At 72.0% G+C, this 21,427-nt stretch carries 14 protein-coding genes; 4 read left to right on the top strand and 10 right to left on the bottom strand.

From position 1 onward, the window contains the following. Positions 1-21 precede the first annotated feature (21 nt). Positions 22-1,302, top strand: coding sequence for a DUF2786 domain-containing protein (locus tag ACIRRS_RS15155; protein WP_402970196.1), 1,281 nt, complete (start codon positions 22-24; stop codon positions 1,300-1,302). Between the two features lie 43 nt (positions 1,303-1,345). Beyond that, on the top strand, positions 1,346-2,503 hold the full coding sequence (locus ACIRRS_RS15150; protein ID WP_402970193.1) for an ADP-ribosylglycohydrolase family protein: 1,158 nt from the start codon (positions 1,346-1,348) through the stop codon (positions 2,501-2,503). A 3-nt stretch (positions 2,504-2,506) separates the two neighbouring features. Here ACIRRS_RS15150 and ACIRRS_RS15145 read toward each other — a convergent pair whose 3' ends face one another. The 4 genes from ACIRRS_RS15145 to ACIRRS_RS15130 all read right to left on the bottom strand — a co-directional run bounded on the left by ACIRRS_RS15145 (position 2,507) and on the right by ACIRRS_RS15130 (position 6,922). Beyond that, positions 2,507-3,811 carry a serpin family protein gene (locus ACIRRS_RS15145; RefSeq protein WP_402970190.1) on the bottom strand — a complete coding sequence of 435 codons (1,305 nt, stop codon included), beginning with the start codon at positions 3,809-3,811 and terminating at the stop codon, positions 2,507-2,509. Positions 3,812-3,856: 45 nt separating this feature from the next. Continuing rightward, complete coding sequence (locus ACIRRS_RS15140; protein ID WP_402970187.1) at positions 3,857-4,855, bottom strand: ADP-ribosylglycohydrolase family protein; 999 nt, start codon at positions 4,853-4,855, stop codon at positions 3,857-3,859. A gap of 21 nt (positions 4,856-4,876) precedes the next feature. After that, positions 4,877-6,091: a cytochrome P450 gene (locus ACIRRS_RS15135; protein ID WP_402970184.1), complete on the bottom strand. Its 1,215-nt coding sequence runs from the start codon at positions 6,089-6,091 to the stop codon at positions 4,877-4,879. Positions 6,092-6,181: 90 nt separating this feature from the next. Continuing rightward, positions 6,182-6,922 carry an SIR2 family NAD-dependent protein deacylase gene (locus tag ACIRRS_RS15130; protein WP_402970181.1) on the bottom strand — a complete coding sequence of 247 codons (741 nt, stop codon included), beginning with the start codon at positions 6,920-6,922 and terminating at the stop codon, positions 6,182-6,184. 127 nt (positions 6,923-7,049) lie between these two features. On the opposite strand from ACIRRS_RS15130, the gene ACIRRS_RS15125 reads away from it, so the two are divergent. Continuing rightward, positions 7,050-8,114, top strand: a complete 1,065-nt coding sequence (locus tag ACIRRS_RS15125; protein ID WP_402970178.1) for an ATP-binding protein — start codon at positions 7,050-7,052, stop codon at positions 8,112-8,114. Next, a complete protein-coding gene (locus tag ACIRRS_RS15120) occupies positions 8,111-9,925 on the top strand; it encodes a hypothetical protein (RefSeq protein ID WP_402970175.1) in 1,815 nt (604 codons plus the stop codon). Before ACIRRS_RS15125 ends, ACIRRS_RS15120 begins: the two co-directional genes overlap by 4 nt. Here ACIRRS_RS15120 and ACIRRS_RS15115 read toward each other — a convergent pair. From ACIRRS_RS15115 to rpoB, 6 genes are all read right to left on the bottom strand, one after another. Next, complete coding sequence (locus ACIRRS_RS15115; protein ID WP_402970172.1) at positions 9,922-10,536, bottom strand: hypothetical protein; 615 nt, start codon at positions 10,534-10,536, stop codon at positions 9,922-9,924. The two genes, ACIRRS_RS15120 and ACIRRS_RS15115, sit on opposite strands and share 4 nt — an antisense overlap. Before the next feature lie 127 nt (positions 10,537-10,663). Next, positions 10,664-11,344, bottom strand: coding sequence for a response regulator (locus ACIRRS_RS15110; RefSeq protein WP_402970170.1), 681 nt, complete (start codon positions 11,342-11,344; stop codon positions 10,664-10,666). Beyond that, positions 11,341-12,528 carry a sensor histidine kinase gene (locus tag ACIRRS_RS15105; RefSeq protein ID WP_402970167.1) on the bottom strand — a complete coding sequence of 396 codons (1,188 nt, stop codon included), beginning with the start codon at positions 12,526-12,528 and terminating at the stop codon, positions 11,341-11,343. Before ACIRRS_RS15105 ends, ACIRRS_RS15110 begins: the two co-directional genes overlap by 4 nt. An 82-nt stretch (positions 12,529-12,610) precedes the next feature. Then, the gene (locus ACIRRS_RS15100; protein WP_402970164.1) at positions 12,611-13,285 is read right to left on the bottom strand and encodes a hypothetical protein; all 675 of its coding nucleotides are present in this window, start codon (positions 13,283-13,285) and stop codon (positions 12,611-12,613) included. 205 nt (positions 13,286-13,490) lie between these two features. Next, positions 13,491-17,384, bottom strand: a complete 3,894-nt coding sequence (locus ACIRRS_RS15095) for a DNA-directed RNA polymerase subunit beta' (protein ID WP_402970161.1) — start codon at positions 17,382-17,384, stop codon at positions 13,491-13,493. Between the two features lie 100 nt (positions 17,385-17,484). Further along, on the bottom strand, positions 17,485-20,961 hold the full coding sequence (rpoB, locus tag ACIRRS_RS15090; RefSeq protein ID WP_402970158.1) for a DNA-directed RNA polymerase subunit beta: 3,477 nt from the start codon (positions 20,959-20,961) through the stop codon (positions 17,485-17,487). Between the last annotated feature and the right edge of the window lie 466 nt (positions 20,962-21,427).

Genomic DNA, 21,427 nt, shown 5'->3' with positions numbered 1-21,427 from the left:
CGAGGAGAGGCGAGGCAGGTCGTGGGCAGGCGGACGGAGCAGGGCGGGGAGGGGGCCGGGGCGCTGCTGGACGGGGCGGTGCGGGCGGTGCTGACGGCGCACGACGAGGTGCTGGACGTGGCGCTGGACACCGGGGCCTCCTCGCTGGCGGCCTCGGCCGAGCGGTGGCCGGAGGTCAGCCGGGCGCTGCTCGGGTACGCGGACACCGCCGTGGGCCGCTGCTGGTCGGCCGGCTGGCGGCCGGCGGACCTGGTGCGGGTGGTGCGGCGCGGGCTGGGGCCCGTCCACCTGGCGCTGGCCGTGGACCTGATCGCCGCCGAGGGCCGCCGCCACTCCGCGGCGGGCCTGGACCGGCGCTGGCTGGAGCAGCTGCGCGAGGTGTCCGCCGAGGTGTGGTGGCCCGGGGACGAGCGGTTCCTCGCCGAGTTCGCCGTACGGCACCGGCTGGACCGCTTCGCGCTCGCCACCGCCGCCCTGGAACTGCTGCGCACCTGGGGCCGGCTGCCCCCGATCGCCCCCGTCGGCCCCGCGCCGGGCCGGGCCGCGGCGGGCCCGCGGCGCTCCTCCGAGCCGGTGACGGGCGAGCCCCGGATGCTGGCCCGCATCCGGGCGCTGCTGGCGAAGGCCGAGTCCACCGAGTTCCCGGACGAGGCCGAGGCGCTGACCGCGAAGGCGCAGCAGCTGATGGCCCAGCACAGCATCGACGACGCGCTGCTCGCCGCCTCCGGCGCCGACCGGGACGCCCCGGCGGCCGTGCGCATCGGCGTGGACAACCCGTACGAGGGCCCCAAGACGATGCTGCTGGACGCCGTCGCGGCGGCGAACCGCTGCCGGGTGGTGTGGGCGAAGGAGTTCGGCTTCTGCACCGTGATCGGCTTCGACGGGGATCTGGACGGCGTCGAGCTGCTCTACACCTCCCTGCTGGTGCAGGCCACGCACGCGCTCAACAAGGCCGGCTCGCGCAAGGACTCGCGCAGCAAGGCGTTCCGCCAGTCCTTCCTGGTCGCCTACGCGGCCCGCATCCGCGAGCGGCTGACCGCCGCGACCGAGCGGGCGACGAGCGCGGCGGCGGCCGGGCGGCACCTGCGCGAGGACGGCACCGAGGAGCAACTGCTGCCGGACGCGCGGCTGTTGCCCGCGCTGGCGGCCCGTTCGCAGGCGGTGGACGAGGAGGTCGGCCGGCTGTTCCCGAAGCTGGTCTCGCAGCGGGTGCGGGTGAGCGACGGTGTGGGCTGGGCGGCCGGACGGGCTGCCGCGGACCGGGCCGCCCTGCACGGGCGCGCCGGGCGGATCGGGCGCTGAACCTGGTAGAACGTACACCGCCACTGACCAAGGGGGATTCGACGTGACGGAGCAGGGCGCGGGGTCGGCCAATCAGGATTCGGCCGACCAGGATTCGGCCGATCAGGATTCGAGCTACCGGGACAGGGTGCGCGGGGCGCTGCTCGGCGGCGCGATCGGCGACGCCCTGGGCTGGCCGGTGGAGTTCCTCCAACTGCACCAGATCCAGGACAGGTTCGGCCCCGAGGGCGTGACCTCGCTGCCGCAGGGGCCCGGCCCGGTGGAGGTCACCGACGACACCCAGATGACGCTGTTCACCGCCGAGGGCCTGATCCGCGGCTTCGTCCGCGGCTGGTCGGGCGGCGGCGGCTCGGTGCCGGAGGCCGTCCACGGCGCGTACCGGCGCTGGCTGCGGACGCAGTACCAGCCGGCACCGGACACCGAGCCGCAGCAACGCCCGTACGACGGCTGGCTGTTGAGCCGGCCGTTCCTGTACGCGCGCCGGGCGCCGGGCAACGCCTGCCTGAGCGGGGTGTCCGAGCACCCGGCGTTCGAGGCGCCGGCCGCGATCGGGCGGCCGGGCCCGGTCAACCCGGGCTCCAAGGGCTGCGGCACGGTGATGCGTTCGGCGCCGTTCGGGCTGGCCCGGCTGGGCGCCGAGCAGTCCTTCGGGCTGGCCGTGCAGTGCGCGCAGCTGACCCACGGGCACCCGACCGGGTACCTGGCGGCGGGGGCCTTCGCGGCGCTGGTCGAGCGGCTGGCGGAGGGCGTCGAGCCCTGGGCGGCGGTCGGCGAGACGGTGGAGCAGATCCGGGAGCTGCCCGCCTCCAAGGAGACGGTGCAGGCACTGGCCCGGGCGGTGCGGATCGCGCAGGAGTCCGAGCCCTCGGCGGACGCGGTGGAGCGGGTCGGGCTCGGCTGGGTCGCCGAGGAGTGCCTGGCGATCGCGGTGTACGCGCTGCTGGCGGCCACCCTGGACCCGGACCCGGTGCGCACCGCGCTGCTGCTGTCGGTCAACCACTCGGGGGACAGCGACTCGGCCGGCGCCGTCTGCGGCAACCTGGTCGGGGCCGCGTACGGCGCCTCGGCGCTGCCCGCCGAGTGGGTCGGGGCGATCGAGGGCCGGGCCGAGCTGCTGACGGTCGCGGACGACCTGCTGGTGCTGTTCGGCAGCCGCGACCCGGGCCATCCGGCGCTGGGCGGTCGCTACCCCGCCTGGTGACCCCTACTTCGCCCCGGGGTCGGTGACCTGACCGAGGAACAGCGGGCGGCCGGTGGTGGTGTCCCGGACCAGGAACAGGAACGGCCGGTCGATGTGCAGCTGGACACCCTGCTGCGGTGCGGGCGCCGCGGCGACCCCGATCCCGACGCCGCTGCCGGCGGCCGCGACCGTCCCCGCCTCGTCGACCTCGACGGTGGCCTTCTGCACCACCGTGTCGACCTTGAGCGGATCCTTGGCGATGCCGCTCAGGTCCGCGTCGTCGAAGGCCGCGCGCACGCCGAGCGCGCGCAGCGCCGGGGTGAGCTCGTTGGCGGTGTCGAAGTGGAAGCGCGGCAGTTGCAGGTCCACGGACTTCGGGGAGAGGGCTCCGAGGATCCGGTCGAGCTGCGGCTGGTCCAGCCCCTTGGTGAACGCGGCGAAGCCGCCCTGCGCGGGGACGATGAGGTCCATCGCCAGCGTGCCGCCCGCGTAAGGGAGTTCGACGGCCTGCCAGGGTTCGCCGACGATCCCGCCGGAGCCGTCGGCGTACTTGAACTCGCCGGTCTGCCCCATGGTGGGGACGGACGGGGCCGAGGCGTCGAGCTTGTGGAACGGGCGGTCGGTGGTGTGCCCGGGCTTGAACTCGGAGGCCCACTTCGCCTTGAGGTAGAGCGCGTCGGTGAGGACCGCCCGGGTGTCCGGGTGGATCGTGTTCGGCGCGAAGAGGTCCTTGATCCGCCCCTCGGTGGCCTTCTCCACGGCCGTGTTGACCGCCTTGCGGCTGCCCTCGGCGTCCTTCTTGAAGTCGGTGGTGTGCACTCCGGCGTCGAAGGCGGTGGCGAGCGCGGCCAGGTAGTCGGGCTCGACCGCGAGGCCTTGCTGCGTCCACACCTCGTCGCTCTGGCGCAGGGTGACCCCGTCCGTGCTCGGGACGGGTCGGTTCAGCGCGCCGGTCGCGAGGGCGTACTGCTTCGGGTCGAGATCGGTGTGCAGGGCCTTGGAGAGTTCGTCTGCGGTCGCGCCCCGGGCGCCGGGGAGCAGCATGGCGAGCACGGTGGCCAGTCCGGACGGGGAGACCACCAGGTTGCCCCCGGCGGCCTCCGGCTTCGCGGTCAGGGTGTGCAGGAGGTCCAGGCCGAAGGCGTCGGTGGCCTTGGCGGTGGCGGAGAGCCGGGCCGGGTCCACGGCGGGCCGGGTGGCCGGCGCGGCGGCGCGCAGCAGTGGGGCCGTCTCCCCGCCCTTGCTGCCGCAGCCGGCGAGCGCGACGAGGGAGGCGGTGGCCAGGAGCAGGGCGGCGGCGCGGCGGGTTCCGGTGCTGCTGTTCGTCATGGCGCTTCGACGCGGCGGCCCGCCGACGGGTTCCCTGCGAACGCCTCAGTCCCAGAGCGCTCCGAGCGCGAGCAGTTCGTCCCGGTGCTCGATCCGCTCGACCCAGTCGGCCGGCCAGGCCGACTCCCCGTGGTGGGCGCCGGCGAAGGCGCCGGTCAGGCAGGCGAGCGAGTCGGAGTCGCCGCTGGAGTAAGCGGCCCGGCGGACGGCGGCGACCGGGTCCTCGGGCAGCAGCAGGAAGCAGAGCAGGCCGGTGCCGAAGGCCTCCTCGGCGATCCAGCCCTCGCCGGTGACCCGGCAGGGGTCGGCCTCGACGTCGGGCGCGGCGAGGGCGGCGTCCAACCGGTCGAGGACGGCGAGGCACTCGTCCCAACCCCGCGCGATGCCCTCCAGCGGGGACGGGTCCTGCCAGCGCGCGGCGAGGTCGCCGAGCCAGAACTCGTCGTACCGGTGCCGGCTCGCCAGGGCGTACGAGCGCAGCACGGCGGGCAGCGCGGACGGGGCGACGCCCTCGGCGAGGCGGCGCACGGCGTACGCGGTGAGGTCGCTGGCGGCCAGGGCGGTGGGGTGGCCGTGGGTGAGCGCGGACTGCAGCTGGGCGGCGCCGGAGAGCTGGCGGGCGTCCAGGCCGGGGACCAGCCCGATCGGGGCGACGCGCATGTTGGCGCCGCAGCCCTTGGAGTTGGCGTCGGTGGCGTCCTGCCAGTGCTTCTCGGGGATGCTGAGCTTCCAGCAGGAGCGCATGCAGGTCATGCCGGGGGCGCGGTTGTTCTCCGGGGAGCGCCACCACTCGACGAACTCCTCGCGGACGGGCCGCTCCAGCCGCAGCGGGGTGAGCGGCCCGCGCTCCAGGGCGGTGCGCAGGCCGCGGGCGAGGGCGAGCGTCATCTGGGTGTCGTCGGTGACCAGCGCCCTCCTGGGCAGCGGGAGTTGACGCCAGTCCGGATGCTCCCAGGCGATCTGCTCGATCTCCTGGAACTCCGTCTGCTTGCCCAGGGCGTCGCCCATCGCCAGCCCCAGCAGCGCCCCCGTCGCCTTGCCCACGGCCCTACCCCCCCGCTTCCGCTACACCTCGACCAGCAGTTCCTTGAGCCCCCGGATCACGTACCCCGGGTTCCACTCGGGCTCGCGGACGAGCCGCAGGCCCGGGGCCCGGCGCAGCAGCGTGCCGTAGGACTCGGTGAGTTCCAGTCTCGCAAGCGGCGCGCCCAGGCAGAAGTGGATTCCGGCGCCGAAGGTGATGTGCGGGTTGTCGGCGCGGCCGAGGTCGAGCCGGTCCGGGTCGGCGAAGCGCTCCGGGTCGCGGTTGGCGGAGCCGAAGAGCAGGGCGATCTCGGCGCCGCGCGGCACGGTGACGCCGCCGATCTCGACGTCCTCCAGCACCCACCGTTCGAACATCTGCAGCGGGGTGTCCCAGCGCATCAGCTCCTCGACGGCGGTGGGCAGCAGCCCCTCGACGTCGGCGCGCAGCCGGGCCAGCTCCTCGGGGTGGCGGAACAGGGCCCACCAGCCGTTGCCGGTGGTGTTGACGGTCGCCTCGTGGCCGGCGTTGAGCAGCAGCACGCAGGTGGAGACCATCTCCTGCTCGCTGAGCGCGTCGGAGCCCTCCTGGGCCTGGATCAGCGCGCTGATCAGGTCCTCGCCGGGGGCGGCGCGGCGCTCGCGGATGAGGGCGCGCAGGTAGTCGGAGAACTCGGTGCTCGCGGTGACGGCCCGGCGGGCGGTCTCCTCGCTCGGGTTGAGCTCGAACATGCCGGTGATGTCGGCGGACCAGGGCCGCAGCAGGTGCCGGTCGGCCTCGGGCACGCCGAGCATCTCGGCGATCACGGCGACGGGCAGCGGCTCGGCGACGGCGGCGATGAGGTCGCCGCCGCCGTCCGCGAGCAGCCCGTCGACCAGTTCGCCCGCGAGGCGCCGGACGGTCGGCCGCAGGCCCTCGACCATGCGCGGGGTGAAGGCCTTGGAGACCAGCCGGCGGATGCGGGTGTGGTCGGGGGCCTCCAGGTCGAGCAGGCCGTTGTCGTTGAGGGTGTGGAAGGGCTCGTGCGCCGGGTCGGGCTCGGGCCGGCCGAACTCCTCGTGGCTGAACCGGTGGGTGTACGTGCGCCCGAGGCGGCGGTCGCGCAGCAGCGCGCTGACGTCCTCGAAGCGCGGGACGAGCCACTGGTTCGTCGGCTCGAAGTACGTCACCGGCGCGGCGGCGCGCAGGTCGGCGTACGCGTCGTACGGGTGGGCCACGAACGCCGCCGACCAGGGGTCGAACTTCGCCGTCGTCGTCATCGGTGTCACTCCAGGCCGAGAGGGGGGTAGCCGGGAGGATCATCGTACGCAGACGGTACGTCCCTCTTTAAGCCCCTTCCCCCGCCGGGTTCACGCCCCCTCCATGACCAGCCGCCGCACCAGCGCGGGCAGCGCCGTGGAGATCGGCTCCCGGATCACCTCGGAGGCGGCCGCGTCGTACGGCGTCTCCTCGGCGTTGACGATGATCAGCTTCGCCCCCGTGCGCACCGCGTTGTACGGCAGCCCGGCCACCGGGAACACCTGGAGGCTGGTGCCGATCGCGATGAACACGTTGCAGGCCCGGGCGATCTCGTCGGCCTTGCCGAGGACCTCCGGGTCGAGGTTCTCGCCGAACATGACGATCCGCGGCTTGAGGACGCCCCCGCAGGCCCGGCAGGCCGGGTCCGCCTCGCCGGCCTCGACCCGCCCCAGCGCCTCGGCCATCGGGCCGACCGCCCGGCAGCGCAGGCACTGCGTCTCGCGGACGTTGCCGTGCAGTTCGAGGACCTTGCGCGCGGAGGAGCCCGCCTGCTGGTGCAGCCCGTCGATGTTCTGGGTGAGCACCCGCAGCGGCAGCCCGGAGCGCTCCAGATCGACCAGGGCCCGGTGCCCCGCGTTCGGCCGCGCCTCCAGCGCGCCCATCTCCAGCCGCATCCGCCAGGCCCGCTCGCGCACCTTCGGGTCGTCGAGGTACGGGCCGATGGTGACGAGCTCCTCGGCGCCCGGGTCCTTGCGCCAAACCCCTTGCGGGCCGCGGTAGTCGGGGATGCCGGAGTCGGTGGAGATGCCTGCGCCGGTCAGGACGGCGATCAGCGGGCGCTTCGCGTTCATACCCCGGACGGTACGGCCCCGGGCGCCGCCCGGCCACCGTAATTCGCCGCGCGGAAATCCGGGTGCGCCGCGTCAACTCCCGCCGCACACTGGGCCGGTCACTCGACGAAGAACCCGAAGGAGCCCCGTGCAGGGTGCAGTCAGCGTCTCGCCCGCCCAGATCCCCGAGCTGCTGCTCGGGCTCGCCACCGTACGTCCGGTGTTCCTGTGGGGAGCGCCCGGTATCGGCAAGTCCTCCCTGGTCAGGGCGTTCGCCGACTCGCTCGGCCTGGAGTGCGTGAGCCTGGTCGGCACCCAGCTGGCCCCGGAGGACCTGATCGGCGTCCCACAGCTCACCCCCGAGGGCCGCTCCCGCTTCTGCCCGCCCGAGCAGATCGCCCGCGACGAGCCGTACTGCCTGTTCCTGGACGAGCTCAACGCGGCCTCGCCCGACGTCCAGAAGGCGTTCTACTCGCTGATCCTGGACCGCCGGATCGGCTCGTACGAGCTGCCGCCCGGCTCGATCGTCATCGGCGCCGGGAACCGCGCCACCGACGGCGCGCTCGCCCGCCCGATGGCGTCCGCGCTGGTCAACCGGCTGGTCCACGTCCATCTGCGGGCCAGCGCCCAGGACTGGCTGCTGTGGGCGGCCGGGGCGGGCATCCACCCGTGGATCGTCGACCACCTCACCGACCGGCCCGACCACCTGTGGTCGCCCCCGCCGAAGTCCGAGGAGCCGTTCTCCACCCCGCGCGCCTGGCACATGCTCTCCGACGCGCTGCACTCCTTCGGGCCGACCCTCGACGAGGCCACCCTCAAGGTGGTCACCCACGGCCTGCTCTCCCCGCAGCACGCGGTGGCGTTCTGCGGCTACGCCAAGATCGTCCGCAACTCCTACGGCCTGGAGGCGATCATCAAGGGCGACGCCCGCTGGCCGCACCGGCTGGAGGACCGCGACCTGCTCTACTACCTGGCCGACGCCTTCCGCGGCCGCCTCGTCAAGGAGCTGCCCGCCCGCAAGGAGCACGCCTCCGGGGCGCAGCGGCAGACGGCCTTCCGGGCGAAGTCGCTGCTGGTGCAGTTGGCCGAGATCTCGGTGGAGGTCGCCCAGACGGTGATCGCGGACGGGCCGGACGGCAACCCGCTGCTGCCCTCCTGGTTCCTGATCGAGGCCGCCCGGGACATGCCCCGGCTGGTCGAGGCCCGCCGGTGAAGCGCCCCGCCAAGGAGTCCGCCAAGAACCAGCCCGTCAAGGACCACAACCTGGAGGCCTTCGCCGAGGGCGTCCGGCTGCTGCGCGGCAACGCGGCCCTGGCCGTGCTGCTGGGGGCGCACCACTGCCGGCACGCGGACTGCACCCGCTTCCCGCCCAACGGCTGGGTGTCCGTCGACTCCAACGGCACCCTGCACGTCAACCCGCACCGCCGGGCCGAGCCCCAGGAGTGGGCCTGGGCGCTGGCGCACTGCCTGCTGCACCTGGGCTTCGGCCACGTCCCGGCCGTCCGCGGTACCCGGACGCAGCCGGACGCCCACCTGGCCGCCGCCCGCTGCGCGGTGGTCAACCGCTTCCTCGCCACCTTCCCCGTCGGCCGGGCCCCGGTCGTCCTCCCCCAGCAGATCCCCGGCGGGGACGAGGAGGAGCTGGCCGCCCGCTGGCGCCGCGACGGGCTGCCGCCCGCCGAGGAGGCGGGCACCGCCGGCACCGCGGGCGCCGGTGCCTGCGACCAGGTGCTGGTCCCCTGGTTCGACCAGGACCAGCCGGAGGAGTGGGAGACGGTCTTCGCCGCCGCGCTCACCCGCGCCATGTCCGCCGCGATGGACCAGGCCGGCGGCCGGGTCGACGAGGCCGGGGTCCGCCTGCCCGAACGGCCCTGGACCAGGGCGCTCAACTGGTTCGTCTCCTCCTACCCCCTGCTCGGCGGGATCGCGGCCGGCCTCACGATCGTCGCCGACGCCGAACTCGCCCGCGCCCACGACATCTCCGTCGCCGCCGTCGACGCCTCCGCCGGCGAGATCTACGTCAACCCGCTGCGCCGCCACACCGACGAGGAGTGGCGGTTCATCCTCGGCCACGAGATGCTGCACGCCGCCCTGCGGCACGGCGAACGCCGGGGCGGGCGCGACCCGTTCCTCTTCAACGTCGCCGCCGACTACGTCATCAACGGCTGGCTCCTGGAGATGGGCGTCGGCGACATGCCCGACGGCCTGCTGCACGACCCGCAGCTGAAGGGCATGTCGGCCGAGGAGGTGTACGACCGCATCGTCCGCGACCAGCGCCGCATCCGCCGGCTCGCCACCCTGGCCGGCAAGAACCGCCCCGACGTCCTGGACGCCCCGCTCGACCGGGGCCCGCGCGACTACGTCGACCTCGACGACTTCTACCGGCGCGGCCTCCAGCAGGGCTTCGAGCTGCACGGGCGCGAACGCGGCCTGCTCCCCGCCGGGCTGGTCGAGGAGATCCGGGCGCTCGCCCACCCGCCGCTGTCCTGGGACGCGCAACTGGCCCGCTGGTTCGACGAGTTCGTGCCGAGCCCGGTGCCCGTCCGCAGCTACTCCCGCCCGGCCCGCCGGCAGTCCGCCACCCCGGACATCCCCCGGGCCGGGCGCCACCACCCCGAGGAGGAGGTGCCGCGCTGCACCTTCGGGGTGGTACTGGACACCTCGGGCTCGATGGACCGGACGCTGCTCGGCAAGGCGCTCGGCGCGATCGCCTCCTACGCCGCCGCCCGGGACGTCCCCGCCGCCCGGGTGGTGCACTGCGACGCCGCCCCGCACGACGTCGGGTACGTGGCCGTCGAGGAGATCGCCGGGCGCGTCCGGGTGCACGGGCGCGGCGGCACCGTCCTCCAGCCCGGGATCGAGCTGCTGGAGCGGGCCGAGGACTTCCCGCCCGGGGCCCCGGTCCTGCTCATCACCGACGGGGAGTGCGACGTGCTGCGGGTGCGCCGCGAGCACGCCTACCTCCTGCCGCGCGGCGCGGGACTGCCCTTCACCCCGCGCGGGCCGGTCTTCCGCGTCAGTTAGGCGACGGCGACGGCGGCGGGCCGGGCGCCGAAGCGGGCCAGCGGGAGCAGGGCCCCCAGGTAGCAGGCGGCGGCGAGCGGGATGAAGGCCAGGTCCGCCCCCGAGGCCACCGTGCCGACCAGCATCAGCACCGGGCTCCACCAGCGCAGCGCCCGGCCCGCGCCCACCGAGGCGGCGGCCAGCATCGCCAGCAGGCCGACGTAGAACAGCAGCGGCACGACCTGGTACACGACCGGCAGCACCCCGGGAACGTCCTGCACGCGCTCGAACATCCGCGTCTGGTCCGCCTTGTCCTCGGCCGCCAGCCCGACCACCAGGTCGATCCCGATCTGCACCAGCGAGGCCGCCAGGCCCGTGAACGCCGCCCACAGCGCGGCGTTCGCCGCCAGCCGCCCGGCGGCCGTCCCACGCGGGGCGAGCACCCGGCGCAGGGCCATCAGGGCCGGGGCGAACAGCAGCAGGCCCGCGAACATCGCGGTGTGCCCGGCCGTCCAGCCGAGGCCCGGCTCGCGGGAGCCCGGCACCAGGCGGATCGCCCCGTAGAGGGCCATCAGCGCGGGTGCGCCGACGACGGCGTAGGACGTAAGGCGCGTGGTGCGGTTGGCGTTCATCTCATGACCTCCGGTGGTGTCCGTTCCGACACCCCAGAGCTTCGCCGCCGGGGCCCTCGTCACGGATCGCCCGCACCGGCGAACCCCGCCCCTCCCCCGCGCGACGGAGAGCCCGCGACGGAGCCGCTCAGCCCTCCCCCGCCACGACCGCCCCGGCCTCGTACGCGAACACCACCGCGTGCACCCGGTCCCGCAGCCCCAGCTTGCTCAGCACATTGCTGACGTGCGTCTTCACGGTGTGCTCGCTGACCACCAGCTCCGCCGCGATCTCCGCGTTCGACAGCCCCCGCGCGAGAAGCCGCAGCGTCTCGTGCTCGCGCAGCGTCAGCTGCTCCAGCAGCTTGGACGGCGGGCGCACCGCCCGGTCCGGCGAGCCCGGCCGCCGGGCGGCGAACTCGCCGATCAGCCGCCTGGTGACGGACGGCGCCAGCAGCGCCTCCCCGGAGGCGACCATCCGCACGCCGTGCGCCAGGTCGTCCCGCCGGACGTCCTTCAGCAGGAAGCCGCTCGCGCCCGCGTACAGCGCGTCGAAGACGTAGTCGTCGATGTCGAAGGTGGTCAGCATGATCACCTTGGTCGCCGGGAACTCCGCGCACACCCGCCGGGCCGCCTCCAGCCCGTCCATCACCGGCATCCGGACGTCCAGCAGCAGCACGTCCGGCTCGTGCTCGCGCACCGCCTCGACCGCCTCCGCGCCGTCGCTGGCCTCCGCGACGACCTCGATGTCCGGCTGGGCGTCCAGGATCATCCCGAACCCGGCCCGCACCAGCTCCTGGTCGTCCGCGACGACCACTCGAATCGGCGTCATCCGCCCACCCTCTCCCTCACCGCGCCCGCCCCCAGCGGCAGCCGGACGCTGACCACGAAACCCCTGCCCTTCGGCCCCGGACCGGCCTCGGCCCTCCCGCCGCAGGCCGCCGCCCGCTCCCGGATGCCGACCAGCCCCCGGCCGCCGGACCAGCCGGCCACCGTACGGTCGACGGCCATCGGCACGCCGCGCCCGTTGTCGGAGACCACGACCTCCAGCTCCTCCTCCGCGCGGCGCACCCGGATCGCGACCCGGTCCGCCCCGGAGTGCTTGACGGTGTTGGTCAGCGCCTCCTGCACGATCCGGTACGCCGCCGCCTCCACGTCCGCCGTCAACCCGGGCGGCGCCTCCACGAGTTCGAGGTCCACCCGCAGCCCGGCGCCGCGCACCCGCTCGGCCACCTCGGCGAGTTCGGCCAGCCGGGGCTGCGGGGCCAGCACCTGACCGGCGCCCTCCTCCTTCAACACCCCGAGCACGCGCCGCAGTTGGACCATGGCATCGCGGCCCGCGTCGGCGATCGTGTCGAAGGCCCGGACGGCCCGGTCCGGATCGCTGCGCACCACCACCGGGCCGGCCTCGGCCTGGATCACCATCAGCGAGACGGCGTGCGCCAGGATGTCGTGCATCTCCCGGGCGATCCTGGACCGCTCCTCCGCCACCGCCCGCGCCGCCTCGCTCGCCGACCGCTCCCCGGCCTCCCGCGCCCGCTCCGCCTGCGCCCGCGCCAGGTCCCGCTGGGTGCGCACCAGCGCGCCGAAGACGAAGGAGCCGCCGGAGGTGAGGATGCTGAACAGCGCGCCGTTCGGCGTGTTGGTGCCGACCACGTTGGCGGCCACCACCACCGCCAGGACCGTCCAGCGCTGCCGGTCGGGGAAGCGCTCCGCGATGGTGTACATCCCGATCACCGCGTACAGCGGCACCTGCGGGGACGCCGAGTGCGCGACCGCCGAGAGCGCCACGGAGGGCAGCGCGCCCACGATCAGGAGGGAGAGCGGGGCCCGGCGCCGCCACGGCAGGAACAGCGAGGTCGACGCGGCCAGCAGGTACACCCACCACGGCCAGCTCGTGTCGTCGTTCCAGACCGCCCAGACCGACACCGCCACCGAGCAGACCGCCAGGAAGACGTCCAGCACGAACGGGCTCAGCCCGGCCGTCCACGCCCGCCACCGCGCCGCGCGCTCCACCCTCGTACCTCCCCCGTACGCGGGGAAGGCGCCCCCGCGGAGAAGATCATGCCCTACCGGCAGTACCTCCGGCACCGCTCGGTCAGACACCGCGGACGCTCACGCCGCCGGTGTCCGCCCGCGCCGTGATCCGGTGCGCCGCCCCCGGCGTCGAGGGGATGCCCACGTCCGTCCCCCCGGACCCGGCGCGGGCGTCCACCGCGTACGCCTCCCCGCGCGGTACCCCGACCGCCACCCCGCCGTTGCCGACGGTCGCCTCCACCTCGGCCGGCGCCGCCGCGAAGTCGGCCTTCACCCCGCCGTTGTCGGCGTGCATCCGGGCCTTGGAGCCGGTCATCCCGCGCGCCTCGATGCCGCCGTTCTCCGTTGTGGCGTCCACCTCGCCGGACAGTCCGACCAGCCGCACCCCACCGTTCTCGGTCCTCACCCGCACCGTGACGGAGGAGGGCACCTTCACCGTGTACCCGATCCCGCAGGAGTCGCAGGAGTACCGCAGGGTGAGCACGCCGTCCTTCACCTCGTGGACGGTCTTCGGCTCGCTCCCCCGCCACTTCCGCTTCTCGCTCACCTGCACGGCGTCCCCGCCCCCGGTGATCGCCGCCCCGCCGTTCTCCGTCTCGACGACCAGCTCCTTCACCTGCTCGGAGACCCCGTAGTCGACCGTGCGCTCCGACTCGTCCCCTCCGAAGGGCAGGCACCCCTGCATCCCCAGCACCACCCCGGCGGTGATCGCCACCGCCCCCAGCACCCGCTTCATCCCGGCCTCCCTCGGCCCCGTCGTCCCGACACCGAGAAGCGTCCCTCCCCCGCCCCCTCCCCCACATCCCTCCTCCGACCGGTCCCTCCCCCTCCCCCGCACGACGGAGCCCGCACGTCGGAGCCCGGCCGCCCTCCGACGCGGGAAACGCCGCAGGGCGGCCACCCCGTTCGGGGTGACCGCCCTGCGATCAGTGACGCTCGACTCAGCCGGTGTACGGGCCGTAGTCGTAGTCGTCCAGCGGAACAGCCTGGCCGGAGCCGGCGCCGAAGGGCGACAGGTCGTAGTCGTCGTAGCCGACGGCCGAGTACATCGCGGCCTTGGCCTCCTCGGTCGGCTCGACCCGGATGTTGCGGTAGCGGGGCAGACCCGTACCGGCCGGGATGAGCTTACCGAGGATGACGTTCTCCTTGAGGCCCAGCAGCGGGTCCGACTTGGCGTGGATCGCCGCGTCGGTGAGGACCCGGGTCGTCTCCTGGAAGGAGGCGGCCGACAGCCAGGACTCGGTGGCCAGCGAGGCCTTGGTGATACCCATCAGCTGCGGACGGCCGGAGGCGGGGTGACCGCCCTCGGCGACCACGCGACGGTTCTCGGTCTCGAAGCGGCCGCGCTCGACGAGCTCGCCCGGGAGCAGCTCGGCGTCGCCCGACTCGATGATCGTCACGCGGCGGAGCATCTGCCGGATGATGATCTCGATGTGCTTGTCGTGGATCGACACACCCTGCGAGTTGTAGACCTTCTGGACCTCGGCGACCAGGTGGATCTGGACGGCGCGCTGGCCCATGATGCGCAGGACGTCGTGCGGGTTGGTGGCACCCATGGTCAGCTTCTGGCCGACCTCGACCGCCTCGCCCTCGCTGACGAGCAGCTTCACACGCTTCGAGACCGGGTAGGCGATCTCGTCGGTGCCGTCGTCCGGCGTGATGACGATCTTGCGGGTCTTCTCGGTGTCCTCGATCCGCGCCCGGCCGGTGGCCTCGGAGATCGGGGCCACACCCTTCGGGGTACGGGCCTCGAAGAGCTCGACGACACGCGGCAGACCCTGGGTGATGTCGTCACCGGCCACACCACCGGTGTGGAAGGTACGCATCGTCAGCTGGGTGCCGGGCTCACCGATGGACTGGGCGGCGATGATGCCGACCGCCTCACCGATGTCGACCAGCTTGCCGGTGGCCAGAGAACGGCCGTAGCACATGGCACAGGTGCCGACCGCCGACTCACAGGTGAGGATCGAGCGGGTCTTGACCTCGCCGATGCCGTGACGGATCAGCTCGTCGATCAGGACGTCGCCGAGGTCCGTGTTGGCGGTGGCCAGCAGCTTGCCGTCGACGGTGATGTCCTCGGCGAGCATGCGGGCGTAGACGCTGGTCTCGACGTCGTCGGCCTTGCGCAGCACGCCGTCGGCGCCCACGGAGCCGATCGACAGCTTCAGGCCGCGCTCGGTGCCGCAGTCCTCCTCGCGAATGATGACGTCCTGGGAGACGTCGACCAGACGACGGGTGAGGTAGCCGGAGTCGGCGGTACGGAGGGCGGTGTCGGCCAGACCCTTACGGGCACCGTGGGTGGAGATGAAGTACTCCAGCACGGTGAGACCCTCACGGAACGACGCCTTGATGGGTCGCGGGATGGTCTCGTTCTTGGCGTTGGACACCAGACCACGCATACCGGCGATCTGGCGCATCTGCATCATGTTTCCACGAGCACCCGAGTCGACCATCATGAAGATGGGGTTCGTCTTCGGGAAGTTCTCGTTCATGGCCTCGGCGACCTCGTTGGTCGCCTGGGTCCAGATGCCGATGAGCTCCTGCTTGCGCTCGTCGTTGGTGATCAGGCCGCGCTCGTACTGACGCTGGACCTTCTCCGCCTTCGCCTCGTAGCCCTCCAGGATCTGGGGCTTGTTCGGCGGGACGACGACGTCGGAGATCGAGACGGTGACGCCCGAGCGGGTCGACCAGTGGAAACCGGACGCCTTCAGGTTGTCCAGGGTCGCCGCGACGACGACCTTGGGGTAGCGCTCCGCCAGGTCATTGACGATCGCGGAGAGCTGCTTCTTGCCCACCTCGTAGTCGACGAACGGGTAGTCCTCGGGCAGCAGCTCGTTGAAGAGCGCGCGGCCCAGGGTGGTGGTCAGGCGGAAGGGCTCGCCGTCGAACCAGGTCTGCTGACCCTCCTCGTCCACCGGGGCGGTCCAGCCGCGCGGCGGGACGACACCGGCGCCGAGGCGCAGGTGGATCGGGGCCTGGACGTCCAGCTCGCGGGCGTCGAAGGCCATGATCGCCTCGGCGGTCGACGAGAAGGAGCGGCCGGCGCCCTTCACGTTGTCGCGGTCCGAGGTGAGGAAGAACAGACCGAGCACCATGTCCTGGGTCGGCATGGTGACGGGGCGACCGTCGGCCGGCTTCAGGATGTTGTTCGAGGACAGCATCAGGATGCGGGCCTCGGCCTGCGCCTCCGCGGAGAGCGGCAGGTGGACGGCCATCTGGTCACCGTCGAAGTCCGCGTTGAACGCGGTGCAGACGAGCGGGTGGATCTGGATGGCCTTGCCCTCGACCAGCTGGGGCTCGAAGGCCTGGATGCCGAGGCGGTGCAGGGTGGGCGCACGGTTCAGCAGGACCGGGTGCTCGGCGATGACCTCTTCGAGGACGTCCCACACGACCGGACGGGCGCGCTCGACCATGCGCTTGGCCGACTTGATGTTCTGCGCGTGGTTCAGGTCGACCAGGCGCTTCATCACGAACGGCTTGAAGAGCTCCAGCGCCATGGCCTTCGGCAGACCGCACTGGTGCAGCTTGAGCTGCGGGCCGACGACGATGACCGAACGGGCCGAGTAGTCGACTCGCTTGCCGAGCAGGTTCTGACGGAAACGACCCTGCTTGCCCTTGAGCATGTCGCTCAGGGACTTCAGCGGGCGGTTGCCCGGGCCGGTGACCGGACGGCCGCGGCGGCCGTTGTCGAACAGCGCGTCGACGGCCTCCTGGAGCATGCGCTTCTCGTTGTTCACGATGATCTCGGGGGCACCGAGGTCGAGGAGGCGCTTCAGGCGGTTGTTGCGGTTGATGACGCGGCGGTACAGGTCGTTCAGGTCGGAGGTCGCGAAGCGGCCACCGTCCAGCTGCACCATCGGACGCAGGTCCGGCGGGATGACCGGGACGCAGTCGAGCACCATGCCGTTGGGCTTGTTGCTGGTCTGCAGGAACGCGGAGACGACCTTGAGGCGCTTGAGCGCGCGGGTCTTCTTCTGGCCCTTGCCGGTGCGGATGATCTCGCGCAGGCGCTCGGCCTCGGCGGCGAGGTCGAAGCTCTCCAGGCGGTCCTTGAGCGCCGCGGCGCCCATCGAGCCGGAGAAGTAGGTGCCGAAGCGGTCGCGCAGCTCGCGGTAGAGCAGCTCGTCGCCCTCGAGGTCCTGGACCTTGAGGTTCTTGAAGCGGGCCCACACCTCGTCGAGGCGGTCCAGCTCGCGCTGCGCGCGGTCGCGCAGCTGCTTCATCTCGCGCTCGGCACCCTCGCGCACCTTGCGGCGCACGTCGGCCTTGGCGCCCTCGGCCTCCAGCTCGGCGAGGTCGGTCTCGGCCTTCTTCGCGCGCGCCTCGAGGTCGGAGTCGCGGCGGTTCTCGATCTGCTGGCGCTCGACGGAGACGTGCGCCTCCAGCGACGGCAGGTCGCGCTGACGGCGCTCGTCGTCGACCCAGGTGATCATGTAGGCGGCGAAGTAGATGACCTTCTCGAGGTCCTTCGGCGCCAGGTCCAGCAGGTAGCCCAGGCGGGACGGCACGCCCTTGAAGTACCAGATGTGGGTGACGGGGGCGGCCAGCTCGATGTGGCCCATCCGCTCACGACGCACCTTGGCGCGGGTCACCTCGACACCGCAGCGCTCACAGATGATGCCCTTGAAGCGGACGCGCTTGTACTTGCCGCAGTAGCACTCCCAGTCCCGGGTGGGGCCGAAGATCTTCTCGCAGAAGAGCCCGTCCTTTTCCGGCTTCAGGGTGCGGTAGTTGATGGTCTCCGGCTTCTTGACCTCGCCGTGGGACCACTGGCGGATGTCGTCGGCGGTGGCCAGGCCGATGCGGAGCTCGTCGAAGAAGTTGACGTCAAGCACTGGTCGTCAAGCCCTCTTTCGTGATTCGAGAGGATTGTCTGTGGTCTGAGGGGGGCCTGGGGGTCGGGCCGGCCGCACGGGGCGGCCGGCCCGGCCTCCGTCAGACCTCTTCGACGCTGCTCGGCTCGCGCCGGGACAGGTCGATGCCGAGCTCTTCGGCGGCGCGGAACACGTCCTCGTCGGAGTCCCGCAGCTCGATGTTGGAGCCGTCCGAGGACAGCACCTCCACGTTGAGGCAGAGCGACTGCATTTCCTTGATGAGGACCTTGAAGGACTCGGGAATGCCGGGCTCGGGGATGTTCTCGCCCTTGACGATGGCCTCGTAGACCTTCACGCGGCCGAGGACGTCGTCGGACTTGATGGTGAGGAGCTCCTGCAGCGCGTACGCGGCGCCGTACGCCTCGAGGGCCCACACCTCCATCTCACCGAAGCGCTGACCACCGAACTGCGCCTTACCACCGAGCGGCTGCTGGGTGATCATCGAGTACGGGCCGGTCGAGCGGGCGTGCAGCTTGTCGTCGACCAGGTGGTGCAGCTTGAGGATGTACATGTAGCCGACCGAGACCGGCATCGGGAACGGCTCGCCGGAGCGGCCGTCGAACAGCCGGGCCTTGCCGGTGGAGTTCACCAGGCGCTCACCGTCACGGGTGAGGGTGGTGTTGTCCAGCAGACCGGTGATCTCGTCCTCGCGGGCGCCGTCGAAGACCGGGGTGGCGAGGTTGGTGCCGCCCTCGACCTGGTCGGCGCCGATCGCCTGGAGGCGCTGGGCCCACTCGTCGGCGAGGCCGGAGACGTCCCAGCCCTGCTTGGCGAGCCACCCGAGGTGGATCTCCAGGACCTGTCCCGGGTTCATTCGGGACGGGACACCCAGCGGGTTGAGGATGATGTCGACCGGGGTGCCGTCCTCCAGGAACGGCATGTCCTCGACCGGCAGGATCTTCGAGATGACGCCCTTGTTGCCGTGACGGCCGGCGAGCTTGTCACCGTTGGTGATCTTGCGCTTCTGGGCGACGTAGACGCGGACCAGCTGGTTCACGCCCGGGGGAAGCTCGTCCCCCTCCTCGCGGTCGAAGACGCGCACGCCGATGACCTTGCCGGACTCACCGTGCGGCACCTTCAGCGAGGTGTCGCGGACCTCACGGGCCTTCTCGCCGAAGATCGCGCGGAGCAGGCGCTCCTCGGGGGTCAGCTCGGTCTCACCCTTCGGGGTGACCTTGCCGACGAGGATGTCGCCGGTGACGACGTCGGCGCCGATGCGGATGATGCCGCGCTCGTCGAGGTCCGCGAGGACCTCCTCGGAGACGTTCGGGATGTCCCGGGTGATCTCCTCGGGGCCGAGCTTGGTGTCACGGGCGTCGACCTCGTGCTCCTCGATGTGGATCGAGGAGAGGACGTCGTCCTGCACGAGGCGCTGCGACAGGATGATCGCGTCCTCGTAGTTGTGACCCTCCCACGACATGAACGCCACGAGCAGGTTCTTGCCGAGGGCCATCTCGCCCTCGTCGGTGCAGGGGCCGTCGGCCAGCACCTGGTTGACCTCGACCCGGGCGCCCTCGTCCACGAGCACCTTCTGGTTGAAGGCGGTGCCCTGGTTGGAGCGGGTGAACTTGGCGGCGCGGTACGTGGTGTACGTGCCGTCGTCGTTCGCCACGGTGACGTAGTCGGCCGAGACCTCCTGGACCACGCCCGACTTCTCGGCGGTGATCACGTCGGCGGCGTCGACGGCGCAGCGGTACTCCATGCCGGTGCCGACCAGCGGGGCCTCGCTCTTCAGCAGCGGCACCGCCTGGCGCATCATGTTCGAGCCCATGAGCGCGCGGTTGGCGTCGTCGTGCTCGAGGAACGGGATCATGGCGGTCGCGACGGACACCATCTGGCGCGGCGAGACGTCCATGTAGTCGATCTCGGTGCCCGGGATGTAGTCGATCTCGCCGCCACGGCGGCGGACCAGGACACGCGGCTCCGCGAAGGTCAGCTCCGCCGTCAGCGGGGCGTTGGCCTGCGCGATGACGTAGCGGTCCTCCTCGTCGGCCGTCAGGTAGTCGACCTGCTCGGTGACGACACCCTCGATGACCTTGCGGTACGGGGTCTCGATGAAGCCGAACGCGTTGACCCGGCCGTACGAGGCCAGCGACCCGATCAGACCGATGTTCGGGCCTTCGGGGGTCTCGATCGGACACATGCGGCCGTAGTGCGAGGGGTGCACGTCACGGACCTCGAAGCCGGCGCGCTCACGGGAGAGACCGCCGGGGCCGAGGGCGGACAGACGGCGCTTGTGGGTCAGGCCCGACAGCGGGTTCGTCTGGTCCATGAACTGCGACAGCTGGCTGGTGCCGAAGAACTCCTTGATGGAGGCGACGACCGGCCGGATGTTGATCAGGGTCTGCGGCGTGATCGCCTCGACGTCCTGGGTGGTCATGCGCTCGCGCACGACGCGCTCCATACGGGCGAGACCCGTACGGACCTGGTTCTGGATGAGCTCGCCGACGTTGCGCAGGCGGCGGTTGCCGAAGTGGTCGATGTCGTCGACCTCGACCACGATGTCGCGGCCGGTCTCGTCACGCCACTCGGTCTCGCCCGCGTGCAGCTTCACCAGGTACTTGATCGCACCGATGATGTCGGGCTCGGTGAGCACGCCGGAGTCCAGCGCCTCGGCGTTGCCCAGCTTGCGGTTGAGCTTGTACCGGCCGACCTTCGCGAGGTCGTAGCGCTTCGGGTTGAAGTAGAGGTTCTCCAACAGCGTCTGCGCGGCCTCACGCGTGGGCGGCTCGCCCGGGCGCAGCTTGCGGTAGATGTCGAGCAGCGCGTCGTCCTGGCCCTGGGTGTGGTCCTTCTCCAGGGTGTTGCGCATGGACTCGTACTCGCCGAACTCCTCGAGAATCATCTCGTTGGTCCAGCCGAGGGCCTTCAGCAGCACGGTGACGGACTGCTTGCGCTTGCGGTCGATGCGGACGCCGACCATGTCGCGCTTGTCGATCTCCATCTCCAGCCAGGCACCACGCGAGGGGATGACCTTGCAGGAGTAGATGTCCTTGTCGGACACCTTGTCCAGGGTGGAGTCGAAGTACACACCCGGGGAGCGGACCAGCTGCGAGACGACGACACGCTCGGTGCCGTTGATCACGAACGTGCCCTTGTGGGTCATGAGCGGGAAGTCGCCCATGAAGACCGTCTGAGACTTGATCTCACCGGTCTCGTTGTTGGTGAACTCGGCCGTGACGAAGAGCGGGGCCGCGTACGTGAAGTCGCGGTCCTTGCACTCGTCAATGGAGTTCTTCGGCGGCTCGAAACGGTGGTCGCGGAAGGTCAGCGACATCGACCCGCTGAAGTCCTCGATCGGGGAGATCTCCTCGAAGATCTCCTCCAGACCGGACTTCGTGGGGACGTCCTGACCACTCTCCAGGGCCGCCTCGACCCGGGACTTCCAGGCCGCGTTGCCGAGCAGCCAGTCAAAGCTCTCGGTCTGCAGGGCCAGGAGGTTCGGGACCTCAAGGGGCTCCTTGATCTTCGCGAACGAGACGCGGAGCGGGGCGGTGGATGCGGCGGAATTGTTCGAGGCGTTGCGCGGCGCGGCCAAGAGGGGGGTCCTTCCGAGGGCTCGGAGCTCACTACGCGCGTACCGGCCGGGCCTGGTCGGGCTTGGTGCCGCCTCCCTCGCCGTCGGCCTCCGCCGGGGTCGAAACCCCAGGTCAGAGCCGCTTTGCGGAGGCGGTGCCAGACCCCATCAGGGCAACGCAAACTCCGGGCGACGAGTCACGGAGCAGCTAACAGGCAGCGCAAAGGGACAGTGTAGCCAAAGGCTGCACTGCTGTCCAGCTCTGATTCGGAAACCGAATCGGAGACTCCTCCCGGTAGCCGGCGGGCGCGGGGGCCCACCGGGTACTGCTCTAACTCACGACGAGTCATTTCCCGCCGGAGCCACTGGTTATGCATCCAGCGGCGGACCAACCCGGTGGACTCGCGCCTTGAGAATCGCGCGCCGCGTCAGGTTCGTCAAGGGCCCGCCGACGGCGCGGGCACTGCCTCCACCATCGCTCCGGGGC

It is taken from the genome of Kitasatospora sp. NPDC101183 (assembly GCF_044767945.1).
In the GTDB taxonomy this organism is placed as follows: Bacteria; Actinomycetota; Actinomycetes; order Streptomycetales; family Streptomycetaceae; genus Kitasatospora.
Note: the sequence above shows the minus strand (reverse complement) of the source record. Positions and strands in the feature narration are given on the sequence as shown.

Coding starts and splice junctions, on each gene's coding strand:
- ACIRRS_RS15145 (WP_402970190.1), bottom strand. CDS start 3,811: ATGACGAACAGCAGCACCGGAACCCGCCGCGCCGCCGCCCTGCTCCTG.
- ACIRRS_RS15135 (WP_402970184.1), bottom strand. CDS start 6,091: ATGACGACGACGGCGAAGTTCGACCCCTGGTCGGCGGCGTTCGTGGCC.
- ACIRRS_RS15130 (WP_402970181.1), bottom strand. CDS start 6,922: ATGAACGCGAAGCGCCCGCTGATCGCCGTCCTGACCGGCGCAGGCATC.
- ACIRRS_RS15115 (WP_402970172.1), bottom strand. CDS start 10,536: ATGAACGCCAACCGCACCACGCGCCTTACGTCCTACGCCGTCGTCGGC.
- ACIRRS_RS15110 (WP_402970170.1), bottom strand. CDS start 11,344: ATGACGCCGATTCGAGTGGTCGTCGCGGACGACCAGGAGCTGGTGCGG.
- ACIRRS_RS15100 (WP_402970164.1), bottom strand. CDS start 13,285: ATGAAGCGGGTGCTGGGGGCGGTGGCGATCACCGCCGGGGTGGTGCTG.